Annotated in this window: 18 protein-coding genes; 5 read left to right on the top strand and 13 right to left on the bottom strand. The window is 59.0% G+C overall.

All coding sequences use genetic code 11. The features are described 5' to 3' along the window. Positions 1–229 precede the first annotated feature (229 nt). Both ABW043_RS21495 and ABW043_RS21490 read right to left on the bottom strand, forming a co-directional pair. Entirely contained in the window at positions 230–1,366 is a 1,137-nt protein-coding gene (locus ABW043_RS21495) for a GGDEF domain-containing protein (RefSeq protein WP_353923236.1), read from the bottom strand. Between the two features lie 453 nt (positions 1,367–1,819). Beyond that, positions 1,820–2,326: a pyridoxamine 5'-phosphate oxidase family protein gene (locus ABW043_RS21490; RefSeq protein WP_353923235.1), complete on the bottom strand. Its 507-nt coding sequence runs from the start codon at positions 2,324–2,326 to the stop codon at positions 1,820–1,822. Positions 2,327–2,627: 301 nt separating this feature from the next. On the opposite strand from ABW043_RS21490, the gene ABW043_RS21485 reads away from it, so the two are divergent. Continuing rightward, entirely contained in the window at positions 2,628–2,990 is a 363-nt protein-coding gene (locus ABW043_RS21485) for a response regulator (protein WP_353923234.1), read from the top strand. Here ABW043_RS21485 and ABW043_RS21480 read toward each other — a convergent pair. Further along, complete coding sequence (locus tag ABW043_RS21480) at positions 2,973–3,350, bottom strand: response regulator (RefSeq protein ID WP_353923233.1); 378 nt, start codon at positions 3,348–3,350, stop codon at positions 2,973–2,975. The two genes, ABW043_RS21485 and ABW043_RS21480, sit on opposite strands and share 18 nt — an antisense overlap. A gap of 4 nt (positions 3,351–3,354) precedes the next feature. Continuing rightward, positions 3,355–3,516: a DUF3606 domain-containing protein gene (locus ABW043_RS21475; RefSeq protein ID WP_353923232.1), complete on the bottom strand. Its 162-nt coding sequence runs from the start codon at positions 3,514–3,516 to the stop codon at positions 3,355–3,357. Positions 3,517–3,669: 153 nt separating this feature from the next. On the opposite strand from ABW043_RS21475, the gene ligD reads away from it, so the two are divergent. Then, complete coding sequence (gene ligD, locus ABW043_RS21470) at positions 3,670–5,601, top strand: DNA ligase D (protein WP_353923231.1); 1,932 nt, start codon at positions 3,670–3,672, stop codon at positions 5,599–5,601. Between the two features lie 588 nt (positions 5,602–6,189). Here ligD and ABW043_RS21465 read toward each other — a convergent pair. The 8 genes from ABW043_RS21465 to ABW043_RS21430 form a co-directional block, all read right to left on the bottom strand. After that, the gene (locus ABW043_RS21465; RefSeq protein ID WP_353923230.1) at positions 6,190–8,547 is read right to left on the bottom strand and encodes a hybrid sensor histidine kinase/response regulator; all 2,358 of its coding nucleotides are present in this window, start codon (positions 8,545–8,547) and stop codon (positions 6,190–6,192) included. Between the two features lie 50 nt (positions 8,548–8,597). Further along, on the bottom strand, positions 8,598–9,251 hold the full coding sequence (locus ABW043_RS21460) for a chemotaxis protein CheX (RefSeq protein WP_353923229.1): 654 nt from the start codon (positions 9,249–9,251) through the stop codon (positions 8,598–8,600). After that, complete coding sequence (locus tag ABW043_RS21455; RefSeq protein WP_353923228.1) at positions 9,248–9,628, bottom strand: response regulator transcription factor; 381 nt, start codon at positions 9,626–9,628, stop codon at positions 9,248–9,250. Before ABW043_RS21455 ends, ABW043_RS21460 begins: the two co-directional genes overlap by 4 nt. A 312-nt stretch (positions 9,629–9,940) precedes the next feature. Next, positions 9,941–11,878 carry a chemotaxis protein CheA gene (locus tag ABW043_RS21450; protein ID WP_353923227.1) on the bottom strand — a complete coding sequence of 646 codons (1,938 nt, stop codon included), beginning with the start codon at positions 11,876–11,878 and terminating at the stop codon, positions 9,941–9,943. Beyond that, positions 11,878–12,750 carry a CheR family methyltransferase gene (locus tag ABW043_RS21445; protein WP_353923226.1) on the bottom strand — a complete coding sequence of 291 codons (873 nt, stop codon included), beginning with the start codon at positions 12,748–12,750 and terminating at the stop codon, positions 11,878–11,880. Before ABW043_RS21445 ends, ABW043_RS21450 begins: the two co-directional genes overlap by 1 nt. Continuing rightward, positions 12,747–13,808: a chemotaxis-specific protein-glutamate methyltransferase CheB gene (gene cheB / locus ABW043_RS21440; protein ID WP_353923225.1), complete on the bottom strand. Its 1,062-nt coding sequence runs from the start codon at positions 13,806–13,808 to the stop codon at positions 12,747–12,749. The genes ABW043_RS21445 and cheB overlap by 4 nt, the downstream gene beginning before the upstream one ends. Further along, a complete protein-coding gene (locus ABW043_RS21435) occupies positions 13,805–15,175 on the bottom strand; it encodes a chemotaxis protein CheW (protein ID WP_353923237.1) in 1,371 nt (456 codons plus the stop codon). The genes cheB and ABW043_RS21435 overlap by 4 nt, the downstream gene beginning before the upstream one ends. Before the next feature lie 53 nt (positions 15,176–15,228). Further along, the gene (locus tag ABW043_RS21430; protein WP_353923224.1) at positions 15,229–17,142 is read right to left on the bottom strand and encodes a methyl-accepting chemotaxis protein; all 1,914 of its coding nucleotides are present in this window, start codon (positions 17,140–17,142) and stop codon (positions 15,229–15,231) included. Between the two features lie 230 nt (positions 17,143–17,372). Between ABW043_RS21430 and glgX the strand changes: the two genes are divergently transcribed. Then, complete coding sequence (gene glgX, locus ABW043_RS21425; RefSeq protein ID WP_353923223.1) at positions 17,373–19,457, top strand: glycogen debranching protein GlgX; 2,085 nt, start codon at positions 17,373–17,375, stop codon at positions 19,455–19,457. 94 nt (positions 19,458–19,551) lie between these two features. Further along, a complete protein-coding gene (gene nadE / locus ABW043_RS21420; protein WP_353923222.1) occupies positions 19,552–20,382 on the top strand; it encodes an NAD(+) synthase in 831 nt (276 codons plus the stop codon). Between the two features lie 138 nt (positions 20,383–20,520). Here nadE and ABW043_RS21415 read toward each other — a convergent pair whose 3' ends face one another. Continuing rightward, a complete protein-coding gene (locus ABW043_RS21415; protein WP_353923221.1) occupies positions 20,521–20,757 on the bottom strand; it encodes a DUF2934 domain-containing protein in 237 nt (78 codons plus the stop codon). Positions 20,758–20,900: 143 nt separating this feature from the next. On the opposite strand from ABW043_RS21415, the gene ABW043_RS21410 reads away from it, so the two are divergent. Beyond that, positions 20,901–21,764 carry a glucose 1-dehydrogenase gene (locus tag ABW043_RS21410; protein ID WP_353923220.1) on the top strand — a complete coding sequence of 288 codons (864 nt, stop codon included), beginning with the start codon at positions 20,901–20,903 and terminating at the stop codon, positions 21,762–21,764. Positions 21,765–21,836 lie beyond the last annotated feature (72 nt).

Here is a 21,836-nt window from a genome sequence, read left to right as displayed (position 1 = left end):
GGAGAAGACACCTTAGTTAAAGAGTCAACCGCCATGCGGCCCTTGCCTGTTTTCAGCGCCCAACATCCATTAACACCACGATCGTAAGTCATGCGTTGGATCTCACATACGCGAGTATGGCGGAATGGCAGCTGTTGGGATTTCTCCCAATACCCTCGAATGGCAGGGATGGGGTCGATATCGGTCTCCGGCCAATCGTCGCGGCAAAATTGCCGGATCAGCCCGAAAGCTACGTCCAAGCAGCAACGCGATTGCGGCCATTGTTCTTCGCCACATATAGTGCGTCGTCAGCACGCCGAAGAAGCCGGTCAAAGTTCTCCGCATCCTCGCTACCGCTTGAAAGACCTACGCTGACGGTAGCTCGAAAACCACCATGCGTACCCTGAAGAATTTCATGGGCGAAACCAGAACGGATGTGTTCTGCTACTGCGAGTGCCTGGGGTCCATTCATATTGGGTAAGACCAACAAGAACTCTTCGCCGCCGATGCGGGCGGCACATGCCTCGCTTGGTTTGTGGTGGCGTACCACTTGAGCAAACCGACGAAGTGCCTCATCGCCAGCGGCATGGCCCTGCCTGTCATTGATCGCTTTGAAGTGGTCCAAATCGAACACCAGCACCGAGGTGTTGCTGCTTACAGGTAGATTGCGAAAGCGCTCAAAAACCGCACGTCGGTTAAGCAGACCGGTCAACTCATCAGTGTTCGCTTCTTCGCGGTGTTGTCGGGCTACGCGAGCCTGATTGAGGGCGAGCGACAGCGCCCCGATACCGGTCAGCCCAATTAATCCGACGATCGAGTTGAGATCCTCGGCCCACCCGCTTGGTGGCACGTCGAGGACCAGGGGATCTTTCAGGTAGATCATCACGGCGCAAGGTATGAAGGACAATGCGGTGAGCGTGTAGAGAGCGGCGATACCGGCCACCCAAACCATCGCCTCGGCGCGCCCTCTCCAAAACTGCCAAGCGGTAGCCAGCAATAGAGCTGCGTTGGTCAAGTTACCCATCATCGCACCAAGCGCATCGAAGCCAAGCACAAATGGGACCGAAATGGTGAGTGCTGAGGCGGCCGCGACAATCATGACGCGGGCCCGAGGCAGTCTCTGCTCGGTGAACAGGCAGGCAGCCGCAAAGAAAATAATGAAGCTGCCCGAGAGTAATAGGTTGGAGACCCATAACAGTCCGTAGTGGTGGATCACCGCGTTGATCGAAAAACCAGCAAAGGCAGCCACCAGTACGCCAGCGCCCGTCGCCCATGTCAGGATGAACCATTCGGTGCGCGAAGCTAGCCACGTCACGAATAGGGTCGCAGACAGCGCGAAGGCTGCGAAACCTAAGGCCAATAGCAGGGAAGTCTGGTCTACAAACACGGGCGCGCTCTCGCAGTCACTATGTCAACGCAAGGTGCCATAGCCGCCTGAGCAAAGCCTTACGATTGGCAACATTGTGCCAGTTGGTCACTCCACGATACGACGGGCAATTTCGGTCGCCACAGCATCGTAATACGCTGTAAGGACGATTGGACGCTCATTAGCCAACAGGAATACAAAGCTCCGGTCAGCCGCGGAACAGGCCAAGGCGGACCAGACGCGCGCATTGGGGACTAGTTGGGTCGGCAGTACCGCAGCATCGTTGTGACAAGGCCTTGGAGTTCGCTACGGATCTCAAGAGCGGTAGACCCAAGACTGCTTTGGTACTCATTCACCTAGTCATTAGACATAATTCCACCTGTCCTCGGTAGGCTCTGAGATTTTACAGGATGGCGTGACTCCTGAGGAGGCGACTGACGTCGCCCCCAAACCCAAAATGGCGGTTTGATACCCTCAGAGTCCAACCTTGGCGTTGTCGCCCATTTTGGGCGCAGTGTTGGTGACCGCCGCGAAGATCATCTTTGCAAGCGCGACTGGCTTCCCCGGACTGTCCCAGAGTTCGCCGTCCTCTGGCGTGACCGTGATCAAGCGGATGGACGGATCGTTCTCGTCCTCCCACCAAGCGCGATCGGCATCCTCCCATAGATCGGCGATCCTGGCCCGGTCATTACTCAAAACAGCCTTGCCCGAGATCAGCACGTACTTGTAGTCGCCATTGTTCGCCCAGAAACACGACACATAAGGGAACTGCTCGATCTCGGCGTTCTTGCTTCCATTCACGTCGACGAGAAAATAGATGGCGTGCTCATCACGCGACAAACGGGCCGAAAGCGGTCGGCTCCGCTGACGCTCACCATCCCAGGTGGTGAACGCGCAAATGTCGATTTTCTTGGCAAGCTCCCAGATGCGGTCCTGTACTTCTTCCGGCGGTTTCGGGTTGTCGTCCGTCTGTTCTTTCATTTTCGCTCTCCTGCGAGGAGTAGGGGCAATGCAGGACCAGACAGCGAGTTGCCCACTATATTTTTCGGCGGGCTGTGATCCAAAGCGGACCTTCATTCGTGGAGGGGATGAGACCGGCGCGGGCGGGATAAGGGCTCGGCTGCCGTTTCGTTGGCCAGGGCGGGAGACTGGAAAAACCATCCCTGTTCCCTCTGCCGCCACGTCCAGTTGACGCGCGCCAGTCTCTGGGTGTGCAATGGCTGCAAGAGGGGATAGTTCCCACAGTCGCTGGCTTGTCACGCTCTGGCGTGCAAGATGACGGATGACCAAGAACGTGACCACTGCGCTGCTGCTTGAGGACGAACCGCTCATCTCGATGGATCTGGAGGCTACGTTGGCCGACGCCGGCTTCGATGTCGTGGCAATGATGAGCTGTTCCGATGCTGTGACCTGGCTCGACGGAAACGCGCCGGACGTCGTAATCGTCGACATAATGCTGCGGGATGGGTCGAGCGATGCCGTTGTTGAGCGCCTGATCGAGGACGCTGTCCCGTTCATCGTTCACTCAGGCGATCATCCGAGCATGCATGAGAACACGCCATTCGCCCGTGGAACGTGGGTCAGCAAGCCCGCCGAGGGCGACGAGCTTGTTCGAACCGCACGTCGTCTAGTTTTCTCCGCGTGACGTCCGCATTAGTGCAGCGGCCGCATTGACCATGCTGATCGGCTTCGAATGCAGCGGCACATCGTTGAAGCGGTCAGGAATCGCCGCTCTGTCCTCGCTGCTTGCAAAAACGAACGGCACATCTTTCGCCCGCATCTGATCCGCCAGCGGGTAGACCTTGTCGGGCCCGAGGTTGATGTTGACAATGGCAGCGTCTGGTTTGTGCTCTTCCAGCGCCCTGATGCCGTCATCCAACGTCGTCATTGGCCCGACCACGATTCCACCATGGTCTTCGATCTCGTCGGCTATGCCGATGGCAAGCAGGTATTCGTCTTCGACTACCAAAATCCTGTAGCCTGCGAGATCGGGGACGTGGTCCATGAGATCAATCCTTGAGCTTCTTCTCGACGGCGCTTCGGCTGTTGCCTTCGGACTTCACGGCCTTTTTGACCTCATCCTTCGACGCGCCGGACTTCTTGGCGGCGTACTCGACTTCGTGGTCCTGACCGCCCGCGACCTTGCTGCGATCCTGTTTCGTGTTCGGCATCTTGTCCTCCCAAAGGTTCGAATTGACTATCCTTCAACGGCGGGCGGGCAAGCCGGTTGCTCCCGCCAACAAGCGGCTGAAAAGACTCTTGTTTCCGAGTCGGAACGGAATCGAGCGCCGGCAATTGAATCCGCCGATGTACCCGCGTTCCGCATGCCGGCCATAAAGGCCGCACTCCGCAAAAAGCGGTCACCCCGCAGGGACTCAGAATCTATCCCTAAACACATCCTCCCCTCCTTCCGGTCATTCCAACTCTGCACGCTCAGCGGGACGATCCCGACAGGGGAAGACTGGCTGTTCGAAATGAAGTTCGACGGCTATCGCGCCCAAGTTGCCATCTCCGGCTCCGAGGTCCGGGTCTACACGCGGAACGGGCACGACTGGACGGATCAGTTCAAGACCATCCTGCCGTCGCTCAAGAAGCTCACGAAGGGATCCGTCTTGCTCGACGGCGAGATCGTCGCCATTGATAAGGCGGGTCGCACAAACTTCAGCATGCTCAAGACCGGCATCGCCGCTGGCATCCCGCTCAAGTTCTATACCTTCGACATCTTCGAGAAGGACGGCGAGGACCTGACGAAAACGCCCCTGATCGAGCGCAAGGCCATCCTCGAAGAACTGATTGGCGAGCGCGACGCCGACGACAGCCTGCAATACAGCCACCACGTTATCGACAACGGGAAGTCCGTCTTTGATGCAATGGCTGCAGGCGGCCATGAGGGGATAATAGCCAAGCGCATCGACAGCCGTTACGTCGGCGATCGGACGAAGAGCTGGCTCAAGATCAAGTGCACCAAGCGGCAGGAATTAGTCATCGGCGGCTGGCGCCCAAGCGACAACGGCCGCGGTATGGCCAGCCTGATCCTCGGGACATACGAAAAGGGTCAGTTCGTCTATCGCGGCCGCGTTGGCACGGGCTTCAGCGAGGCGATGAAGGACAAGATAGTGGCGCAGCTCGAGAAGCGCCGGCTGGCAAAACCTGCCTTCGCGTCGGTGCCCCGAGACATTGCGCGCAAGGCGTTTTGGGTGAAGCCGGAGCTCGTCGCCGAAGTCGACTATGCCGAAATCACTGCTGACGGATCCCTGCGCCACGCATCTTTCCAAGGCCTGCGCGCCGACAAGGAGCCGACGCAGGTCATGCTGGACATGCCGGCCGACGATTCCGGTGCGGGACTAGATCCTGTCGTCGGTGTGGAGATCGCGCAGGCGCTCGGCGTGAAGCTCTCGAACCCCGACAAGATCATTTATCCCGGGACTGCGATCACGAAAGCTCACTTGGTGGCCTATTATGCTGCGGTCGCGGATCGGATGCTGCCGCACCTTAAGGACCGACCTTTGTCGCTTGTCCGCGATACCAACAACGACCTACGGAAGACGTTCTTCCAAAAACACGCACTGGCGGGCATGCCTAAGACGCTGCACGATGGCGAGCTTACAAAAATGAAGGGGACTGAGAGCCGCATTCTTTGGATCGAGGACCTCGCCGGCCTCGTGGGCGGCGTGCAGATGAACACCCTCGAATTCCATGTCTGGGGATGTGATCGGCATGAGCCCGACCTGCCCGAGCGCATGGTGTTCGACATCGATCCCGACGAGGGTCTCGACTTCGGGGACGTGAAGCAGGCCGCCACCGACATTCGCGACATCCTTGGCACCATTGGCTTGAAGTCTTGGCCGCTTCTCTCCGGGGGCAAGGGCATCCATGTCGTCGTGCCGTTAGTGCCCGAGGCCGACTGGAACGCGGTAAAGGAGTTCTGTCAGGACTTCGCCGAGCTGCTGGCGAAGACGGATCCGCATCGCTTCGTCGCCAACATGAGCAAGGCCCGTCGCAAGGGCCGCATGTTTCTCGACTATCTCAGGAATGGCCAAGGTTCGACGGCAGTCTGCCCTTGGTCAATGCGGGCACGCGCTGGCGGCACCGTTGCCGTGCCGGTGACTTGGAGCGAGCTTGACGGCCTCGATCGCGCCAACGCGTTCGACATCTTCGCTGCCGCCGAGCGGGCACGGGGACAGGATGCTTGGACTGGTTACTTCGAGGTCGATCAAGTGCTGACGGATCGCGTTCGACAGGTTGTCAAACGGTAGTGAATATGAGGCTTGGACGGTCTGGAGAGGGGTGCTGACCGGCACATATCTCTCCAAATCTCGAAAGCGGGGAAGGCGCGTAGCATCGTTTCAATGACACGACCCAAGATCAGGAAAGTTGCAACCGTACGTATCAAAAGCAGTTGCGCATGCTCAGCCCGATGAGAATACCGATCGACAACGACGTGAGCGACAAACAGCAGATGTCCCTGGACGAGCACATCAATCCCTTTTGGGTCCACTACTCGCGACAAACTGGTAAGGCGAGATTGCATCACGCCACCTGTGCATACTGCAACAATGGCACAGGAATGACTCGCCGACCGGCAGTACCGGGCGGTCCAAGGGTCTGGTTCCCCCACCGGACCATTGAAGCCGCAACTTCATTCATCAAGAGCTTATCTTGCGAGGACAAGTCGCAGTGCACTCGCTGTTTGCCGCGGGCTGTGGCCTAGACAGCGCACCCAGAGTAGCTGGTCGTCCAGCTTTGTTGAGACTTTGAAGCCCGTGCGGCCAGGTCCAGTTGAACTGACCACGAGCAGTAAACGGGTCGGTGCCTGGCTCAGCCGGCTCGCGATAATTCGCGGTCTAAGAAGCTCCCGTCATCACTCGGACGAGATCGGCTAACTTCTCAATCTGAAACGGCTTGGTCATCACTCGCATGTTTTTCCCAAGATCCGTCTCCTTCAGCACGCTTTTTTCGGCGTAGCCAGTGATGAAGACTACGGGTAAGTCAGGCCGTAACTCACGTGCCGCGTCTGCAAGTTGACGTCCGTTCATACCGCCGGGCAGCCCAACATCAGTGAGAAGCAGATCAATGTTCTGGGACGGGACGACGAGCTTTAGTGCGCTGGCGGCATCTCCGGCTTCGAGGATTGTGTAGCCGAGTTCGTCTAGCTGGTCCGCGACGACCATGCGCACGAGCACTTCGTCGTCAACCAGCAGAACTGTCTTCTTCTGCCGGATTGCTTCCGTCGGAACTGCGCCTTTGATTTCAGCGTCAGCGGCAACCGCTATGCCATGGAAACGGGGAAGGTAAAGGCAAACACTGGTTCCGGCACCAATTTCGGAGGTAATGGTCATGGTGCCACCAGATTGACCAGCAAACCCATATACCATCGAGAGCCCGAGCCCAGTCCCCTGACCCGTCGGTTTGGTCGTAAAGAATGGTTCGGTCGCCCGATCTAGGACATCCTGCGGCATGCCATGCCCTTGGTCTCGGACGCACAGGGTCACATAATCGCCAGGTTTGAGACCAAGTTCTCGCCCCTGAATCGGCGAAATAGAAACATTTTCGGTTATGATTTCCAGCTTGCCGCCTTCAGGCATGGCGTCACGCGCATTGATGCACAAATTGAGCAGTGCATTCTCAACCTGACCGATATCGGCGAATGTGTTCCAGAGTTCCGAATCTGCAGTGGTCACTATTTCGACCCGCGGACCAACGCTGCGGGTGATCAGTTCCTGCATGTCGGCGACCATGTCACTCAGGCGCGAAGCCGCCGGTACAAGCGTCTGTCGACGGGAGAACGCGAGGAGCCTGTTCGTCAGGTTACCGGCGCGTTTCGCGGCAACCTGGGCTGCAGTGACGTAGTGATCAACGTCGCTCAGCCGGCCTTGCGTCAAACGCTTCGATATGAGCTCCAGACTTCCCGTTATTCCAGCAAGTATATTGTTGAAGTCGTGCGCAAGACCACCTGTAAGCTGTCCGACCGCTTCCATCTTTTGGGATTGGCGCAGGAGTGCCTCTGTCTCCCGCAGCACTTCGGCCTGCCTACGCTCTTCAGTGATGTTATGGCCATAAAGGTAGATCAGCTCGCCTTCGGCCGCAGCATCGAATGAGAACCAATACAATGCTTCGTCCGCGGCACGTAAGCTGAGTTCGATGGAAGACGAGGGCTCATCCTTCTCAAACGCGATAAGGCGCAGTGCGGCGGTCTGGTCGTCAGCCAAGGATGTGAAAGGCTTGCCGATCAATTCCGTCAAGTCGAAGCCAAGGATGGATTTCCATGCTGGGTTGACATCACGGATGATGCCGTCTCGGCCCGTGACAGCGAGTAGATCACGCGAGTTCTGCCATACCTGGTTGCGTTCTCGCGTTCGCTCGCGCACGCTTACCGACAGCGTCATATTGGCCAGCCGAAGCTGTTCCTCGATGCGTTTGGACTCGGTGATATCGTAGATAACGCCGATGTAGCGCAGGCCACCGGCGTCAATGCCGCGTAGATATTCACCGCGACGAGCCAGCCAGCGCGTTTCGCCGGTATCGGCCCGATCAATGCGAAACTCGATATTGCGCTCTGGCTGAGGCTCGGAAGGCAATTTGGGATCGATGATCGGACGATCGTCTGGGTGAACCAACAAGTTGATGGTTCTGACAGGCAACACATTGGTCGGATGTAGCCCCAGCAGTCTGCAGAACTGATGCGAGACGGCAACAGTGCCAAATCCGTCCGAATGCTCGAATGTGCCTACCTGTCCGGCAGTTTGAGCCACACGCAACTGTTCTTCTGTTCGCTTTCGATCGGTAACGTCGACCAAAGTGCCGTGAAACAGGATCGGCTGGTCGTTTTCATCGAGCACGGTGCGTCCGTCGGCGTGAATCCAGCGCACGCCGCCATCCTCTCGCAACAAGCGGTAATCTTTGGAAAACACTTCGGCGCCCGCGAGGATGCCGGCGACCGCAATTCGAATGCGGCGTGCATCGTCAGGGTGGATGCCCGCGAAGAAGTTGCTAGTGGGCGCGCCACTCGCTAGGGCCAGCGGATCCTGGCCGGTTAGAGCGGCAAATCGAGCATCTGCTTTGAGGCTTTGTGCGGTAATATCCCACTGCCAGCTACCGGCAGTGCCGGCTGCCTCGAGTGTAAGCTCGAGGCGTCCGCGCGCCTCTGTGATCTGACGCTGCAGCTTGACAAGCTCTGAACGGGCGAGGCTGATTTCATCCATTTCTTGGTCAGTACGCACTTCACACAGAGCTTTCTTCTTTTCAGGCAGTGTCAGGCACTCACGGCCCAGTTGCTGTCTGAGGTCACGCGATCGATGAAATCCCCGAGAAGCTTTTTCAGCATACCCAAGGACGGCAGGTCCATGATCATGGCGATATAGCCTCGGATATTGCGGTCCCGGACGGAGAAGTTGATGTATAGGAACAGCACCAAACCATCCCTGCCCGGCTCTGCTCCGACGTCAAACAACACCTTTCCATCGCCATAAAGAACCTGCGGGAGGGACATCTGGAGCGACTGGTTGAGCATATTTGCAATGGTGCCGAGGCACCCGTTAAGTATCACATTGCCCGTCTCGGCGAGTGCCTCATCCTTGAGAGAGGCAACCTCAGCGGCATCCACTTCGTCGCCAACAATGGCCAGGACCAGTTCAAGGCTGTTATCTTCAGGAAAGATCAGCAAAGCCTTGCCGGAGAACGCGCCGCCGAATTCCTGGCGGATGGCGACCAGATCGTCGCTTTCACGCTGCCCGATCAGAGCGGCTGCGGCATTCTGGGTAACGACTTCGACCGAGGGAACTGACAACAGCACTTGGCTGCCAACCATCTTGCGCAGACTGGCGGCGGCACGGCTCACGCCGATGTTGACGAGCTCAGTGAGCGCATCGCGTTCCAGCTCATCAAGTGTCACATCCAATAGAGTCATGCGTTGGCCTGGCGCAGGCGCAGCGCAGCGCCACTCAGAAAGCCCTTCATAGTTTCCTCTGTCACCGGCTTGCCCACAAATGTGGCGTTCAGTTCGCGCGCTCTGGCAATGATTTCGTTCTGAACATTGGCGGTGATGATGGCGATGGGCATTTGCGGATAGGCTTCGCGGAGTTCGGCTGCTAGCTCGAGACCATCCTTGCCGGGCATATTGAAATCGAGCACAGCCAAATCCACCGGGTGGGACTTGATGGCTTCAAGGGCCTCGTCGGCGTTGCTTGCCTCTACCTTGTGCCAATCCGGCTGCAGAGCAGCGATCGTTTTGCCGGCCACAATCCGCGCCAACTTGCTGTCATCGACCAGCAGCACCGTCACCATCAAGAGACTCCATCATTCGACGGACCGCGCGGTCCAAGGCTCATCTGTATGCGTACGAAACGTCTGCGGCAAGTTAAGTCGCGCTGACCAGCAGAGGCAAAACCCATCGACGGATGAATGGGTCCTGCGGCTGCCCGATGATCCTTGGTCCCGAGACTAAAAGGACCTGCCAGAGTGCCGTGTGTACCGGTCCTGCGGCAGAGATGTCGACCGAAGCGGCAGGGTTGCTCTGTACAAGGCTCAACAATGTCTCCGCTTCCTCGACGCCGCACTCACCGGTCAGGGTAATAATGCCTCCGAGCAACGCCACGCTCATGCGACCAACTCCGCTAAATCGAGGACCAGCAGCACCCGGCCATCACCAAGGACGGTGGTTCCAGCAATACCGCGCATACCGCTCAACACGCCGCTGAGAGGTCGCGTCACAGTCTCCATACGCTCTTCGATGGCGTCGATTACAATGCCCACCTGTTGATCGGCGACCGCTAGAACCAGAGCAGTCATATCGCCGGCCGGCTCGTTGTTGGGCAAGCCCAACAGGTCGGACAGGGATAGGAGGGGCATCGTGCGGTCCCTCAGAATAAAGGCGCGATTGCTACGGATCGGCGTCACTGCAGCAGGTGCTATCCGGACCGTCTCGACCACGGCCTGCATTGGCACTCCGTAACGCTCTCCCCCGACCGAGACGACTAACAGTTGGGTCAAGGCGAAGCTCACCGGCAGCCGCAACGTAGTGGTGGTGCCAAGCCCAATCCTGCTCGCCAGATTGACGGAGCCGCCAACGCGCGCAGCGGCCATTCGCACGGCATCCAGCCCTACGCCACGACCGGAGAGATCGCTGACAGCTGCAGCCGTAGAAAAACCGGGCACAAAGAGCAGGTCTAGCATTTCGCGCTCATCGAGTTGCGCGGCGCGCTCGACACTTACGAGACCCTTGCGCTGAGCGGCGGCGCGGATGGCTGTCGGATCGATGCCGCGACCGTCGTCGGACAGGCTCACCGCGATGTGGTCGCCATCAACCACGACGCGCAGGGAGAGGATGGCGGTCGCCGGCTTGTCGGCGGCAAACCGTTCGGCAGGAGCCTCGATGCCGTGGTCCATAGCATTCCGAACCAAGTGTAACAGCGGCTCGAACAATTCGTCGACGATGGTCTTGTCGGCCTCGAACGCATCCCCTTCAATCAGCAATTCGGTCGGCTTGCCGAGCCGGCGAGAGAGGTCCCGAACCATACGAGGCAGTCGACGAAAAGCCTGGGAAAGTGGCACCATACGAGTTTGGAGCACGCCGCCGTAAAGCGCCCCGGTCAGCCGGTCAAGATCCTTATGCGCGTCGGCTATGGCGCGCGCCAGGTCGGCGCCGTCGGCTAGACCGGCGGCCATGGTGCCAAGGACAGTAACGGCGTTCTTGGTAGTCATCAGTTCGCCGACAAGATCAAGTAGTGCATCAATACGCGCAGGATCTACGCGGAGGCTGCGGCTGACGTCGATATTGGCCTCGACGGGCTCTGCGACCGTTTCGTCTAGCGTTACAGCGGCACCGAGCGGTACGAGCTGCACCTGATCAGGCACCAGGCGGAAAATCGCTTCGACCTGTTCGAGCGGCGCTTCGCTCAGCGCCTCGAACACGAGATTGGACCGGAAGGGATCAAAGAGTGCCGGTGCCGGCCACGGGTCCCTTGGCTTGACCGAAAGATGGATAATACCTGGGACTTGAGCGAGCAGCGCCAGCGGATCGTCACCACTGAAGAAGCTTTCAGCCTGAGGCTGATACCGCAGAGCTACCGAGGCATTGTTGCCCTTAGACACCGCTAGCGACAACGCCCAGGCGATGGATGGCCCGGCATCACCGACTGGCTTGGTCACAGTCGGGTCGAAATCGGTGTCGAGGGCTGCTTCGAGTTGCAGCGCCCGCTCAAGCTTGGCGACGCCGACGGCACCCACACTTTCTAAGTCATCGACACATTCATCGATCCATTCCAAAACTGAGACGATGGCGTCGATCTGTACCGGGTCAAGTACAGCTGTGCCCGATTTGACCCTCCCGAGATTGTCCTCGGCCTTGTGCAGCACCGAATTCAGAGGCCCTAGATCGAACAGGCCGGTCGACCCTTTCAGCGTATGGACGGCGCGGAATGCGCTATCGAGCCTCGGTGAATTGCCCGGCTCCGCTTCCAGAACGAACAGATCGTCGATGGATGCCTGCACAAGCTCGCGGGCTTCCACAATGAACTGGGCCATCAGCTCGTCCATCACACCCGCTCCGGCCGCTGATAAACGATAGCTTCGGGAAAACGCCGGGTGATAAATCGCTCGGAAATCCGGGCCATGGATTCAGAATGTCCTAGGCACATGTAACCGCCTGGAACGAGACTGTTGAACAGGTTTTGCATGCAGCGTACCCGCGCTGAAGCGTCGAAATAGATCAACAAGTTGCGGCAGAAAATGACGTCGAACTGCCCTTGGCGCGAGACTGAAGCCGTGTCGGTGATGTTGCACGGCGTGAATGTGACCGACTCTCGGAGATCGTCGATCAGCCGTATCCTTCCGCCCTGGACAGGCGCGAAGTAGCGTTCAACCAGTTCGGGTGGGAGGCGCATGACGGCCCGGCGGCTATAGTTAGCCTCCAGCGCTTCAGCGACAATAGCAGTGTCAATGTCCGATCCGACGATCTCTACATTGTAGGCGTCGACCAGCCCCCAGTTTTCAAGCAGCCAAATGGCGATTGAATAGGGCTCCTCGCCGCTCGAGCAAGGCACCGACCAAATACGAACTTTGTCGCCAGGCCGCTTCGACCGGATAATCTCGGGCAGGATGGAGTTGCTAAGACAGGCGAGCTGATGCTCTTCGCGATAAAAATAGGTCTCGTTGATGGTGAAACTGTTGATCAGCTGCTCGGCTTCGCTAGGCGTTGCTCTGAGCAGAGCGAAGTAGTCTGCGAACCTGACTAGGTCGTTTTCAACCATTCGGTCAGCGACGCGTCGGTCTACGTAATAGCGCTTCGACTCGCCGAACTGCATGCCCGTGCGAGAATAGAGGAAGTCGCACAGGATCGTGAGGTCGGCGGCCGACAAAGGTGAAAGGGCACTGGCCCTTGCCAACAGGTCCGCTTTTCGCCGGGTCATGCCAGTACCTCAGCGATGTGGAGAGGAATATCGTCCAACGGTAGTGTTTCCACGGCGCCACCGCGACTGACCAGTTCCCCCGGCATACCCCACACAACGGCCGTGTCTTTTGATTCAGCTATAGTGTATCCACCTGCGGCCCTCAGTTCGGCCATGGCCGCAGCACCGTCCGAACCCATTCCCGTTAGTAGCACGCCCATCAGCTGTTTAGCTGGCACATGTTGTAGAGCGGTTCTTACAAGGCGATCCACACTTGGATGCCAGGGATAGTCACTTTGCACTGGCGCCGCATGGACCATTAGTTGGCCACCCCGCACGCTGACGACGACATCGGTGCCACCGCGGGCGATATAGACGCTCCCTGCCTGAAGGAGCGTTGGCCCGGTGACTTCACTAACGGAAAGTGCTGCGAGCTTGTCCAGGCGACGCGCCAGCGGCCCGGTGAACGCTTGCGGCATATGCTGAGCGATAACCACCGGCCACCGCAGGCCTGCCGGCAGGTTCGACAGCAGGATATCCAGCGCCGGCGGGCCGCCCGTCGAGGTGCCGACCAGGACCAGACCGATTGCGGAGGCTACCGCAGCTACCGTTTGGACGGGAGCAGCGGGTACGTTGCCTAGCCGTCGCAGGCGAATACGCTCGGCGAGGCGCCGGGACCGCGGCAGCTCCACGGCTGCAGCAGCCCGGACCTTGGACACAAGTTCATCGGCCAGGGCGTCCATATACAGGGATACCGCGCCTTCGGGCTTGGCGACAAAATCGACCGCGCCCATCTCGAGGGCCGTCAGCGTCACGTCCGCGCCGTCCTCGGTCAGTGCTGAGACCATCACAACTGGCACCGGATGCTCCAGCATTATGCGATCAAGACAGGCCAGACCATCAAGCTTAGGCATGTTGACATCGAGCGTTACGACGTCTGGTTGGAAACTCGCTACTTTCTCAAGCGCTTCGAGCCCGTCGCGGGCCACCGCTATCTCGAATTCTCCGGTCGCCGCGAAGATGCTGATCAGTAGCTTGCGCATCAGAGCGGAGTCTTCGGCGATAAGGATGCGGATCACGCTTGGTTCGCCGCTTGTTGCCCAGCGGCAATTTCGGAAATGACGTCCTGTTCGGCGCGGCTCAGTAGTTCCTCGGGGTCGATGAGCAGGATTAGAGAGCCTTCCTCGCCGACATTGGCCACGCGGTTGAAGACGGCCGAGCGTTCGCTCGAAAGCGACGGAGTTTTGGCAAGGTCCGCCACATCCACCGACAGAACTTCCGACACTGCATCGACTATGAACCCCGCCTGCAGCCCGCCGACCGTGACGATGATGACCCGCGGCTGCACGGCATCTGCCGCCAGCGGAGCCTCGAACCGTTGCCGCTGGTCGATGATCGGTACCGGGCGCCCGCGCAGGTTGATGATGCCGCTCACAAAGCGCGGGCCATTGGGAATGCGAGTGACCGTGTCAGGAAGTCGAAGTACCTCCTGCACAGAGGCGATCGGCAGACCGTAGCGCTCTGCACCTAGGTCGAAAACCACAAACTGCTCCTGCGCCTGAGTAGTGCGGTGATCGACCATGTTTGTTGTCTCCCCGCTCATTGCGCCCATTGTTTCTTCAACCGCTGCGTTGGCGAACAGTCGCGGCACCGAAAGGATCGTCACCAGCGGGCGTCCGCTACCCTGCCTCCCGATGGCGTCGAGTTCAGCATTGCCCTGACCGCGCTGGAGAATCGGCGGCACCTCGTCGATTGAGCTTTCGTCCAGCCGCAGGATAGTCTCGACCGCGTCGGCCACCAGCCCAACCTGCGCACCGTTATGCTCGACCACCATGATCCGGTTTCCAGACGTTAAGCCATTGGCCCCTGAAAATCCCAAAATCGCGCCCAGAGAAATGATCGGAAGTGATCGGTCGCGTACGTTGGCAACGCCGAGGACGGCTTGATCGGAGCCCGCCACGCGCGAAATACTGGCCGGCACGCGCAGGACTTCCGTTATCGCTCCTAAAGGAAGCGCAAACGTCTGCTCGCTGATCTGGAATGAGACGAGTACGCGCTGGGCGGTTTCAGCTACCGTCGCGACGGGCGCGACATCGCGCTGGGTCTGCCTCGCCAACGATTGTGTTGTCTGTGGCTTGAAGACGGTCTGCAGCAGACTTGCCACTTCGACCTGCTGAGTGTCGGAGCTGTTGCCCACATCCAATCCTAGGACGGCATCGACCAAAAGGCCGACGGGTCCACCCTGATCGACTACGACCAGGCGATCTTCGTCGCTTGCCTCGGCGCCCATCAGCCGGGCCAGCGAAACAATGGGCAAGACTGTGCCCCGCAAATTGCTAACGCCAAGCAAGGCGGACGGTCCATGCGGAACCCGCGTCACCCTGGGCCGGCGCAGCACCTCCACTACACTTCCGCCCGAAAGCACATAGCTTCGCCCGCCAACCACGACAGTCAGCCAGCGCAGATTGGCGTAGAGAACTGGGGCGCCCGATCCCACCTTCAGCTCGCCGCCTGCAATTCTTCGGACAGCAGGGCGATCTCCTCGATGGCTGCCGCCAGATCCTCTGCTGCATTGGACTGCTCTCGAGCCGAAGAGCCGGCCTGTGCTGCAGCCGCGCCCGCCTCCTGGGCCACGGCGGCAATCTGCTCGGTACCGGTAAGTATTTCGCGCACCGCAATCAACACCGCGTCGGCGCTGGCCAGGATCGAGTCATTCCCAAGCCGAATGGCCTCGCAATCACGCTGTACCTGGTCGAGGCGCTCGACAATAAACTTGTTGCGTGACAGCTCTGCCTCGGCGACCTGTAGGGTTACTCCCAAATCGCGCAGCGCTTCGCCAATCGTGCTCTGGATTGACCGTACGCCCTCCTTGGCGCCTTCGATTGTTTCAGAAGCGTTATCGGCAAGCTTCCGAATATCGCTGGAAACGATGGCAAAGCCTCTACCATCTCTGCCGGCGCGCGCCGCTTCTACAGAGCCGCTCACAGCAAGCATGCTGGTCTGCACGCTGGTCAGGATGATGCGATCGACTGCGCGCTCGATGCGGCGGGCCACCGCATCCAGCGACGACAGCGTTTGAAAGGCCAAGCGCGCATCGACGAGCCCGCTCTCAAGTTCGGTACCTATGCCGACCACACTGGCGCGATTGCGTTCCAGCTGTTCGGCGATCGCCGTGATCCGCTGCACGGCATTGCGCGCATTTTCCGCACTCACGCCGGCGCTACTTTCGATCTGGGCCATCGCCGCGTTAGACTCTTGGGTGGCAGCCGCTTGCTCTTCTGCGCCCCGGCTAATCTGATCCACCGCGATCAGGATTTCCGCGGCAGCGCCTGCGAGTTCCTGCACCGTCGCAGAAAGCTCTTCCGCGGCGGCGCCCATAGTAGCGAAGTCGCTCTCCGAACCGCTACTATCGCTTAGGCCGTCAGCGATTTGAGAGAGCGACTGCGCCGCCTGCTGGCTTTCTTCAAGAGCGGTGCTCTGCTGCTGTACTGCGCGTTGAGCCTCCGCTGCGGCGGCGGCCTGTTCCTCCGCGGCCGCAGCAACGTTTTCCGCGCCTTTTTGCGCCTCGCGCGCCGCCAGATCGGCTTCCACAGCGGCGGTGAGGATAGCGCTGCTACCGTCGAGCAGAACTAGGAGGTCGCGGCGAATGGTTGCCAGATCGGAAGAAATCACCTGACCAATATCGGTCTGTGCCCGTGCCGACTGAGCTGCCCCTGCGATGCGGGTCGCCACTTCGGCAACTCCATCGCCGATCGACTGCGCGAGCTGCTTGACGTCCCGGGCGCTGCGCTCAGCGCTCTCTGCAAGAGCCCGAACTTCGTCGGCGACAACTGCAAAACCGGCGCCCGTTTCGCCAGCCCGCGCCGCTTCGATGGCTGCATTGAGCGCGAGCAAGTTGGTTTGGTCCGACACGTCGGCAACGACAAGCGTGGTCTCCCCTATCTTGCTTGCTTGGTCCTGCAATCGGGTGATCAAATCGACCGTCGCCAGCTGCCGCGCCGCGTTGCTTTCAATGGCCAGCAGCAACCCCTCCATTGCCGTAGTGGATTCCACCACTGCCGCCTGCAACACTTCGGACTGACGTCGCGAGGTCTCCGCGTCGGTTCGGGCGCTGACAAACTGCCGGGACAACTCTCCGACGGTGGCCAGCGACTCGTGTGCAGCACCGGCCGCTTCCTCAGCTCCACTGGCAATCTGCTCTAGGGCCTGCCGCAATTCGTCGGATGCAGCTGCCGCTTCGGCAACGCCGCTTGCCAATTCCATTGTTGCAGCGGCCACGCGCTCCGACGCTTGCTCCCGTGACACCGGCATACGCTTGACCGGCGCCCGCCTCACCGTCGGAGCTGTCACGGGACTGGCGGCAGGTTTGGCAGTCTTGCGCTTGGCGAGAGTGGTGGTCTTTACGAGCGCCATATCTGAGGCTTCCGTCCCGGTGCGTTAATTCAACAATGAGATAGCACCCCGTTATCCAGACGGATACTGGGGCCTGCAGGTTCAGCTTTCTTGCCAGGGCTAGCAGGCGTGGGGTCTGCAGTCTTTCGATGGTGCCCGCGGTCGCTGACGGTCGCGGAAAGCTGCACGTAAAATCGTTTGCAACCCTGTTGAAACGGAGCCGTTAAGGCGCTGCAACAGGGACATTCTACATGCCATCCAATTTGAGTTCATCTGCTCGCAAGGTACTCCCTGGCGACCATAGAGTTTTGGGCGCCGTTTGGGATGGGGAGGGTACCAACTTTGCGATCTTCTCTGCGCACGCTACACGAGTCGAACTTTGCCTCTTTGATGACAGCGGCGCCGAAACTGAACGCATAACCCTGCCCGAGTATACGAATGAAATTTGGCATGCATATCTGCCGGGGGTGGGACCTGGCACCTTATATGGGTATCGCGTACACGGCCCCTACGAGCCGAGCCACGGGCATCGTTTCAATTCTAATAAGCTGCTGATCGACCCGTACGCCCGTGAGCTCGTGGGCGACGTGAAATGGTCCTCCGCCCATTTTGGGTACCGCGCTGATGCGGACAATAAAGACCTTTCGTTCAACGAGGAGGATAGCGCTTCTGTCACCCCCAAGGCTCGGGTGGTTGACTCGCGCGCTCATGATTGGTCTGGCGATATCAAGCCCAACATAGATTGGGCCAAAACCATTTTCTACGAGACCCACGTCAAAGGCTTCACCCAGCTCCACCCGGCCGTGCCGGAAAACCTGCGTGGCACTTTCGAAGGTTTGGCGCAGCGCGAGGTTATCGACTACATCAAGTCGACCGGCGTGACTTCGGTGGAACTCTTGCCCATCCACGCCTTTCCCGACGACTCTTTTCTGATCGACAAAGGCCTCAGGAATTATTGGGGATATAACACCCTCGGCTTCTTCGCGCCCGCCAGCCGATACTATGGCCCGAATGGTATCACCGGTCTTCGTAATACAATCAGAGCGTTCCACGATGCAGGACTCGAGGTCATCATGGACGTGGTGTACAATCATACTGCGGAAGGCAATGAGATGGGGCCGACGCTCTCCTGGAAGGGCATCGACAACTTCTCATACTATCGCACCATGCCAGGGGATGCGCGCTACTACGTCAACGACACGGGCACCGGTAACACCGTCAATACCAGCCATCCCCGCGTTCTGCAGATGATCACCGATAGCCTCCGGTATTGGTCAGAGGAAATGCATGTCGACGGATTCCGCTTCGATCTCGGCACCATTCTCGGCCGCGAGCCTGAGGGCTTCGACCAGCGCGGCGGATTCTTCGATGCCGTCGGCCAAGATCCGTCACTTGCAAAGGTAAAACTCATCGGCGAACCATGGGACATTGGCCCCGGCGGCTATCAGGTTGGCGGTTTCCCGCCCGGCTGGTCGGAGTGGAATGACAAATATCGCGACACCGTTCGCGACTACTGGAAGGACACCGATCACACCTCGGGCGACTTCGCCGCCCGTTTCACTGGCTCCGGAGATATTTATGACAAGCGCGGCCGCCGCCCTTGGGCGGGTGTCAATTTCCTAACCGCCCATGATGGTTTTACCCTTCATGACCTCGTTTCATTTAACGAAAAGCACAACGATGCGAACGGCGAGGGCAATAACGACGGTCACAACAACAATCGCAGCTACAATTATGGAGCTGAAGGCGAGACAGACGATGAGGGTATAGTCACTATCCGAGAGCGCCAGAAGCGGAACTTTCTCGCGACGCTCCTCCTGTCCCATGGCACCCCAATGCTGCTGGCGGGTGACGAATTCAGTCGCAGCCAAGGCGGCAACAACAACGGGTACGCGCAAGATAGTGAAATTAGTTGGGTCCATTGGGACTTCAGCGAGAATGCCGGGGCCCTGACGGACTTCACCCGCAAGCTTGTCGCCATCCGCCAAGCCCAGCCGCTGATACATCGCGACAACTGGCGCGATATGATGAGTATCACATGGTACAATCCCAGCGGCGGCGAGCAGCAGGCTGCGCATTGGCTTGATGCCGGCGCAACCACACTCGGAATTCGCCTGTCGCGTGATGATCTCCAAGACAAAGACGGCATATGGTGGGAATTGGTCATCCTCTTCAATCCCCACGATGGCGATGTTGATTTTACCGTTCCGCAGCGCAGCGAAGGCTCTACCTGGACCGCGGAGATCGACACAGCCGACCCTGCTGGTGCCCTACGAACCGTCCATGGTGGAGAGGCCATCAAGATGGCGCCCCGATCGCTCGTACTGCTGCGTTAAGCCGTATGCAACCGATTGCCGCGAACCGTCGTTGCTGTGCAATAGCCAGGCAATGTCGCCGCGGCAAACGCCGTGTCATTCACCGAATTCAAGCATGACCAGCCAACTCCAAGTCATCCGGGAACTCGGCGTCAATCCCGATTTTGACGTCGAGCGCGAGGCGAACGAGCGCCGTGCTTTCCTCAAGACGTACCTTCTTCGCTCTGGCCTTCATAATTTGATCTTGGGTATTAGCGGCGGTGTGGATTCGACCACGGCCGCGATGCTCGCCCAGCAATCCGTCAAGGAGTTGAGGGCATCAGGGTTCAACGCACGGTTTATCGCCGTGCGCCTCCCCTATGGCCAACAGGCCGATGCAGCGGACGCCGACGCGGCGATTGCTACAATCGACCCAGATCTGATCTTTGAAGTCGATATCGCCGCGCCCACCGATGGCATGTGGCAGTCCCTCCGCCGCGCGGGCTTTTCCCCTGCTAGCCCCGCCCAGGCAGATTTTCTCCGTGGGAATGTAAAAGCCCGCCAACGCATGATCGCCCAATATGCCGTCGCCGGCGGGTTGGACGGCCTCGTGCTCGGCACCGATCACGCCGCCGAGGCCGTGATGGGCTTTTTCACCAAGTTCGGCGATGGCGCTGCTGACCTGCTGCCGCTGGCCGGCCTCACAAAGCGCCGAGTCCGTGCCTTGGCTGCCTATCTCAAGGTTCCCGGCCATCTCGTCGATAAGATACCGACCGCCGACCTCGAAGATCTAGCGCCACTCCGGCCGGATGAAGATGCCTATGGGCTCACATATGAGCAGATCGACGATTTCCTGGAGGGCAGGCCCGTTCCGCCCGAAGTGGAGAGCAAGATCCTAGCCCGTTACCGCGCCACCGCACACAAGCGAGCCCTACCGGCCTCACCGATTGATTTGGCGTTTGGCTGAAAACGTCGAGCGTCCCGCGCAGGTCTCTTCGACGTGCAGTTTATGGTCGCGGCATACACCGCCTGGGGCACACCTTGCCTCAATCGCCTCCTTCCGGCCATCAAGGCTTTGATTTAACCTGATCCCTCCAAATCATCCTCACGCGCTTCCGGGATCGTCGTGGCTGTCCGCAGTCGTGATCGAAGAAGGAATTCGCTTTTCGGACTCGGCTGACGCCAGCTGCGGCCGACCCGCCAGTAATTGTTCCAGCGCCTGGAACCAATACTCCTTTTCTCGGCCATCAGGCCGGCCATCATTCTCCCAAAGATGGTATGCCGTCTGGCGGACCCTCTGTTCGAAATCCAAATCGACAAATTTCTCTGTGTTCTCGTACATCGCGGGTTCTCCTCTAGCTCGGAAACGCTCCACGAGGCTTGGTGATCCATGTTCGTAGTGTTTTTGACACTACGAGCCAGCCCCTTGGAACTTCCGATAGCTGAGTTCGGTTGGACACCGAACACCCGTTGTGAGGACAAGAAATGTCTAGCGAAGACAGTAGGCCCACTGAAATACCTCCGCAGCAACAAACACCGCCCGGCACTATAGGCGAAATGACCCCGACACCGGATCATGGCGAAGACAGCTATGCTGGGAGCGGCAAGCTCGTCGGAGAAGTGGCAATCATCACCGGTGCGGACAGCGGCATCGGCCGGGCCGTCGCAATCGCCTTCGCCCGCGAAGGGGCCGACGTGGTGATTTCTTATTTAAGTGAAGATGAGGATGCGCGGTCGACCGCAGCTTGGGTGGAGAAGGCCGGTCGTAAGGCCGTGGTTGTTGCTGGCGACATAACCAGCGAAGCGCATTGCAAAGAATTAGTCGACCGCACAGTGCGTGAACTGGGTGGCCTGGACATCTTGGTAAATAACGCTGCATTCCAAAGAACGTACGAGGACATCGGCGACATCTCATCTGAGGAGTGGGATGTGACTTTGCGCACAAACATCTACGCGCCCTTTTATCTTTCCAAAGCTGCTATTCCTTTCATGCAGCACGGCAGTGCGATCATTAATACAACGTCAATCCAGTCGAAATCTCCTTCCCCACAGCTCCTGGCGTACGCCACCACGAAAGGCGCAATATCCAACTTTACCGCAGGGCTCGCGCAGATGCTTGGGAAGAAGGGGATCCGGGTAAATGCAGTAGCACCTGGCCCAATCTGGACTCCCCTAATCCCGTCGACGATGCCCCCTGAAAAAGTCGCGACCTTCGGTAAAAACACCCCGCTTGGCCGCGTTGGTCAGCCGGCCGAACTCGCAGGTGCCTACGTGCTGTTGGCGTCAAGTGAAGGGAGCTACATGTCAGGCTCGATCATATCAGTTACCGGTGGAGAACCGATGCTTTAGAAACTTGCAAGGGGTCGATCGGGATGGTGAAGAGTCGTCAAGCCGACCTTTTCAACAACAACCGTCGGGACC

Source organism: Devosia sp. (genome assembly GCF_040509215.1).
Taxonomy (GTDB): Bacteria; Pseudomonadota; Alphaproteobacteria; order Rhizobiales; family Devosiaceae; genus Devosia.
Note: the sequence above shows the minus strand (reverse complement) of the source record. Positions and strands in the feature narration are given on the sequence as shown.

Coding starts and splice junctions, on each gene's coding strand:
- ABW043_RS21410 (WP_353923220.1), top strand. CDS start 20,901: ATGTCTAGCGAAGACAGTAGGCCCACTGAAATACCTCCGCAGCAACAA.
- ABW043_RS21460 (WP_353923229.1), bottom strand. CDS start 9,251: ATGACTCTATTGGATGTGACACTTGATGAGCTGGAACGCGATGCGCTC.
- ABW043_RS21455 (WP_353923228.1), bottom strand. CDS start 9,628: ATGGTGACGGTGCTGCTGGTCGATGACAGCAAGTTGGCGCGGATTGTG.
- ABW043_RS21415 (WP_353923221.1), bottom strand. CDS start 20,757: ATGTACGAGAACACAGAGAAATTTGTCGATTTGGATTTCGAACAGAGG.
- ABW043_RS21465 (WP_353923230.1), bottom strand. CDS start 8,547: ATGGATGAAATCAGCCTCGCCCGTTCAGAGCTTGTCAAGCTGCAGCGT.
- ligD (WP_353923231.1), top strand. CDS start 3,670: ATGCCGGCCATAAAGGCCGCACTCCGCAAAAAGCGGTCACCCCGCAGG.
- ABW043_RS21450 (WP_353923227.1), bottom strand. CDS start 11,878: ATGGACGAGCTGATGGCCCAGTTCATTGTGGAAGCCCGCGAGCTTGTG.
- ABW043_RS21445 (WP_353923226.1), bottom strand. CDS start 12,750: ATGACCCGGCGAAAAGCGGACCTGTTGGCAAGGGCCAGTGCCCTTTCA.
- glgX (WP_353923223.1), top strand. CDS start 17,373: ATGCCATCCAATTTGAGTTCATCTGCTCGCAAGGTACTCCCTGGCGAC.
- ABW043_RS21480 (WP_353923233.1), bottom strand. CDS start 3,350: ATGGACCACGTCCCCGATCTCGCAGGCTACAGGATTTTGGTAGTCGAA.
- nadE (WP_353923222.1), top strand. CDS start 19,552: ATGACCAGCCAACTCCAAGTCATCCGGGAACTCGGCGTCAATCCCGAT.
- ABW043_RS21430 (WP_353923224.1), bottom strand. CDS start 17,142: ATGGCGCTCGTAAAGACCACCACTCTCGCCAAGCGCAAGACTGCCAAA.
- ABW043_RS21485 (WP_353923234.1), top strand. CDS start 2,628: ATGACCAAGAACGTGACCACTGCGCTGCTGCTTGAGGACGAACCGCTC.
- ABW043_RS21475 (WP_353923232.1), bottom strand. CDS start 3,516: ATGCCGAACACGAAACAGGATCGCAGCAAGGTCGCGGGCGGTCAGGAC.
- ABW043_RS21490 (WP_353923235.1), bottom strand. CDS start 2,326: ATGAAAGAACAGACGGACGACAACCCGAAACCGCCGGAAGAAGTACAG.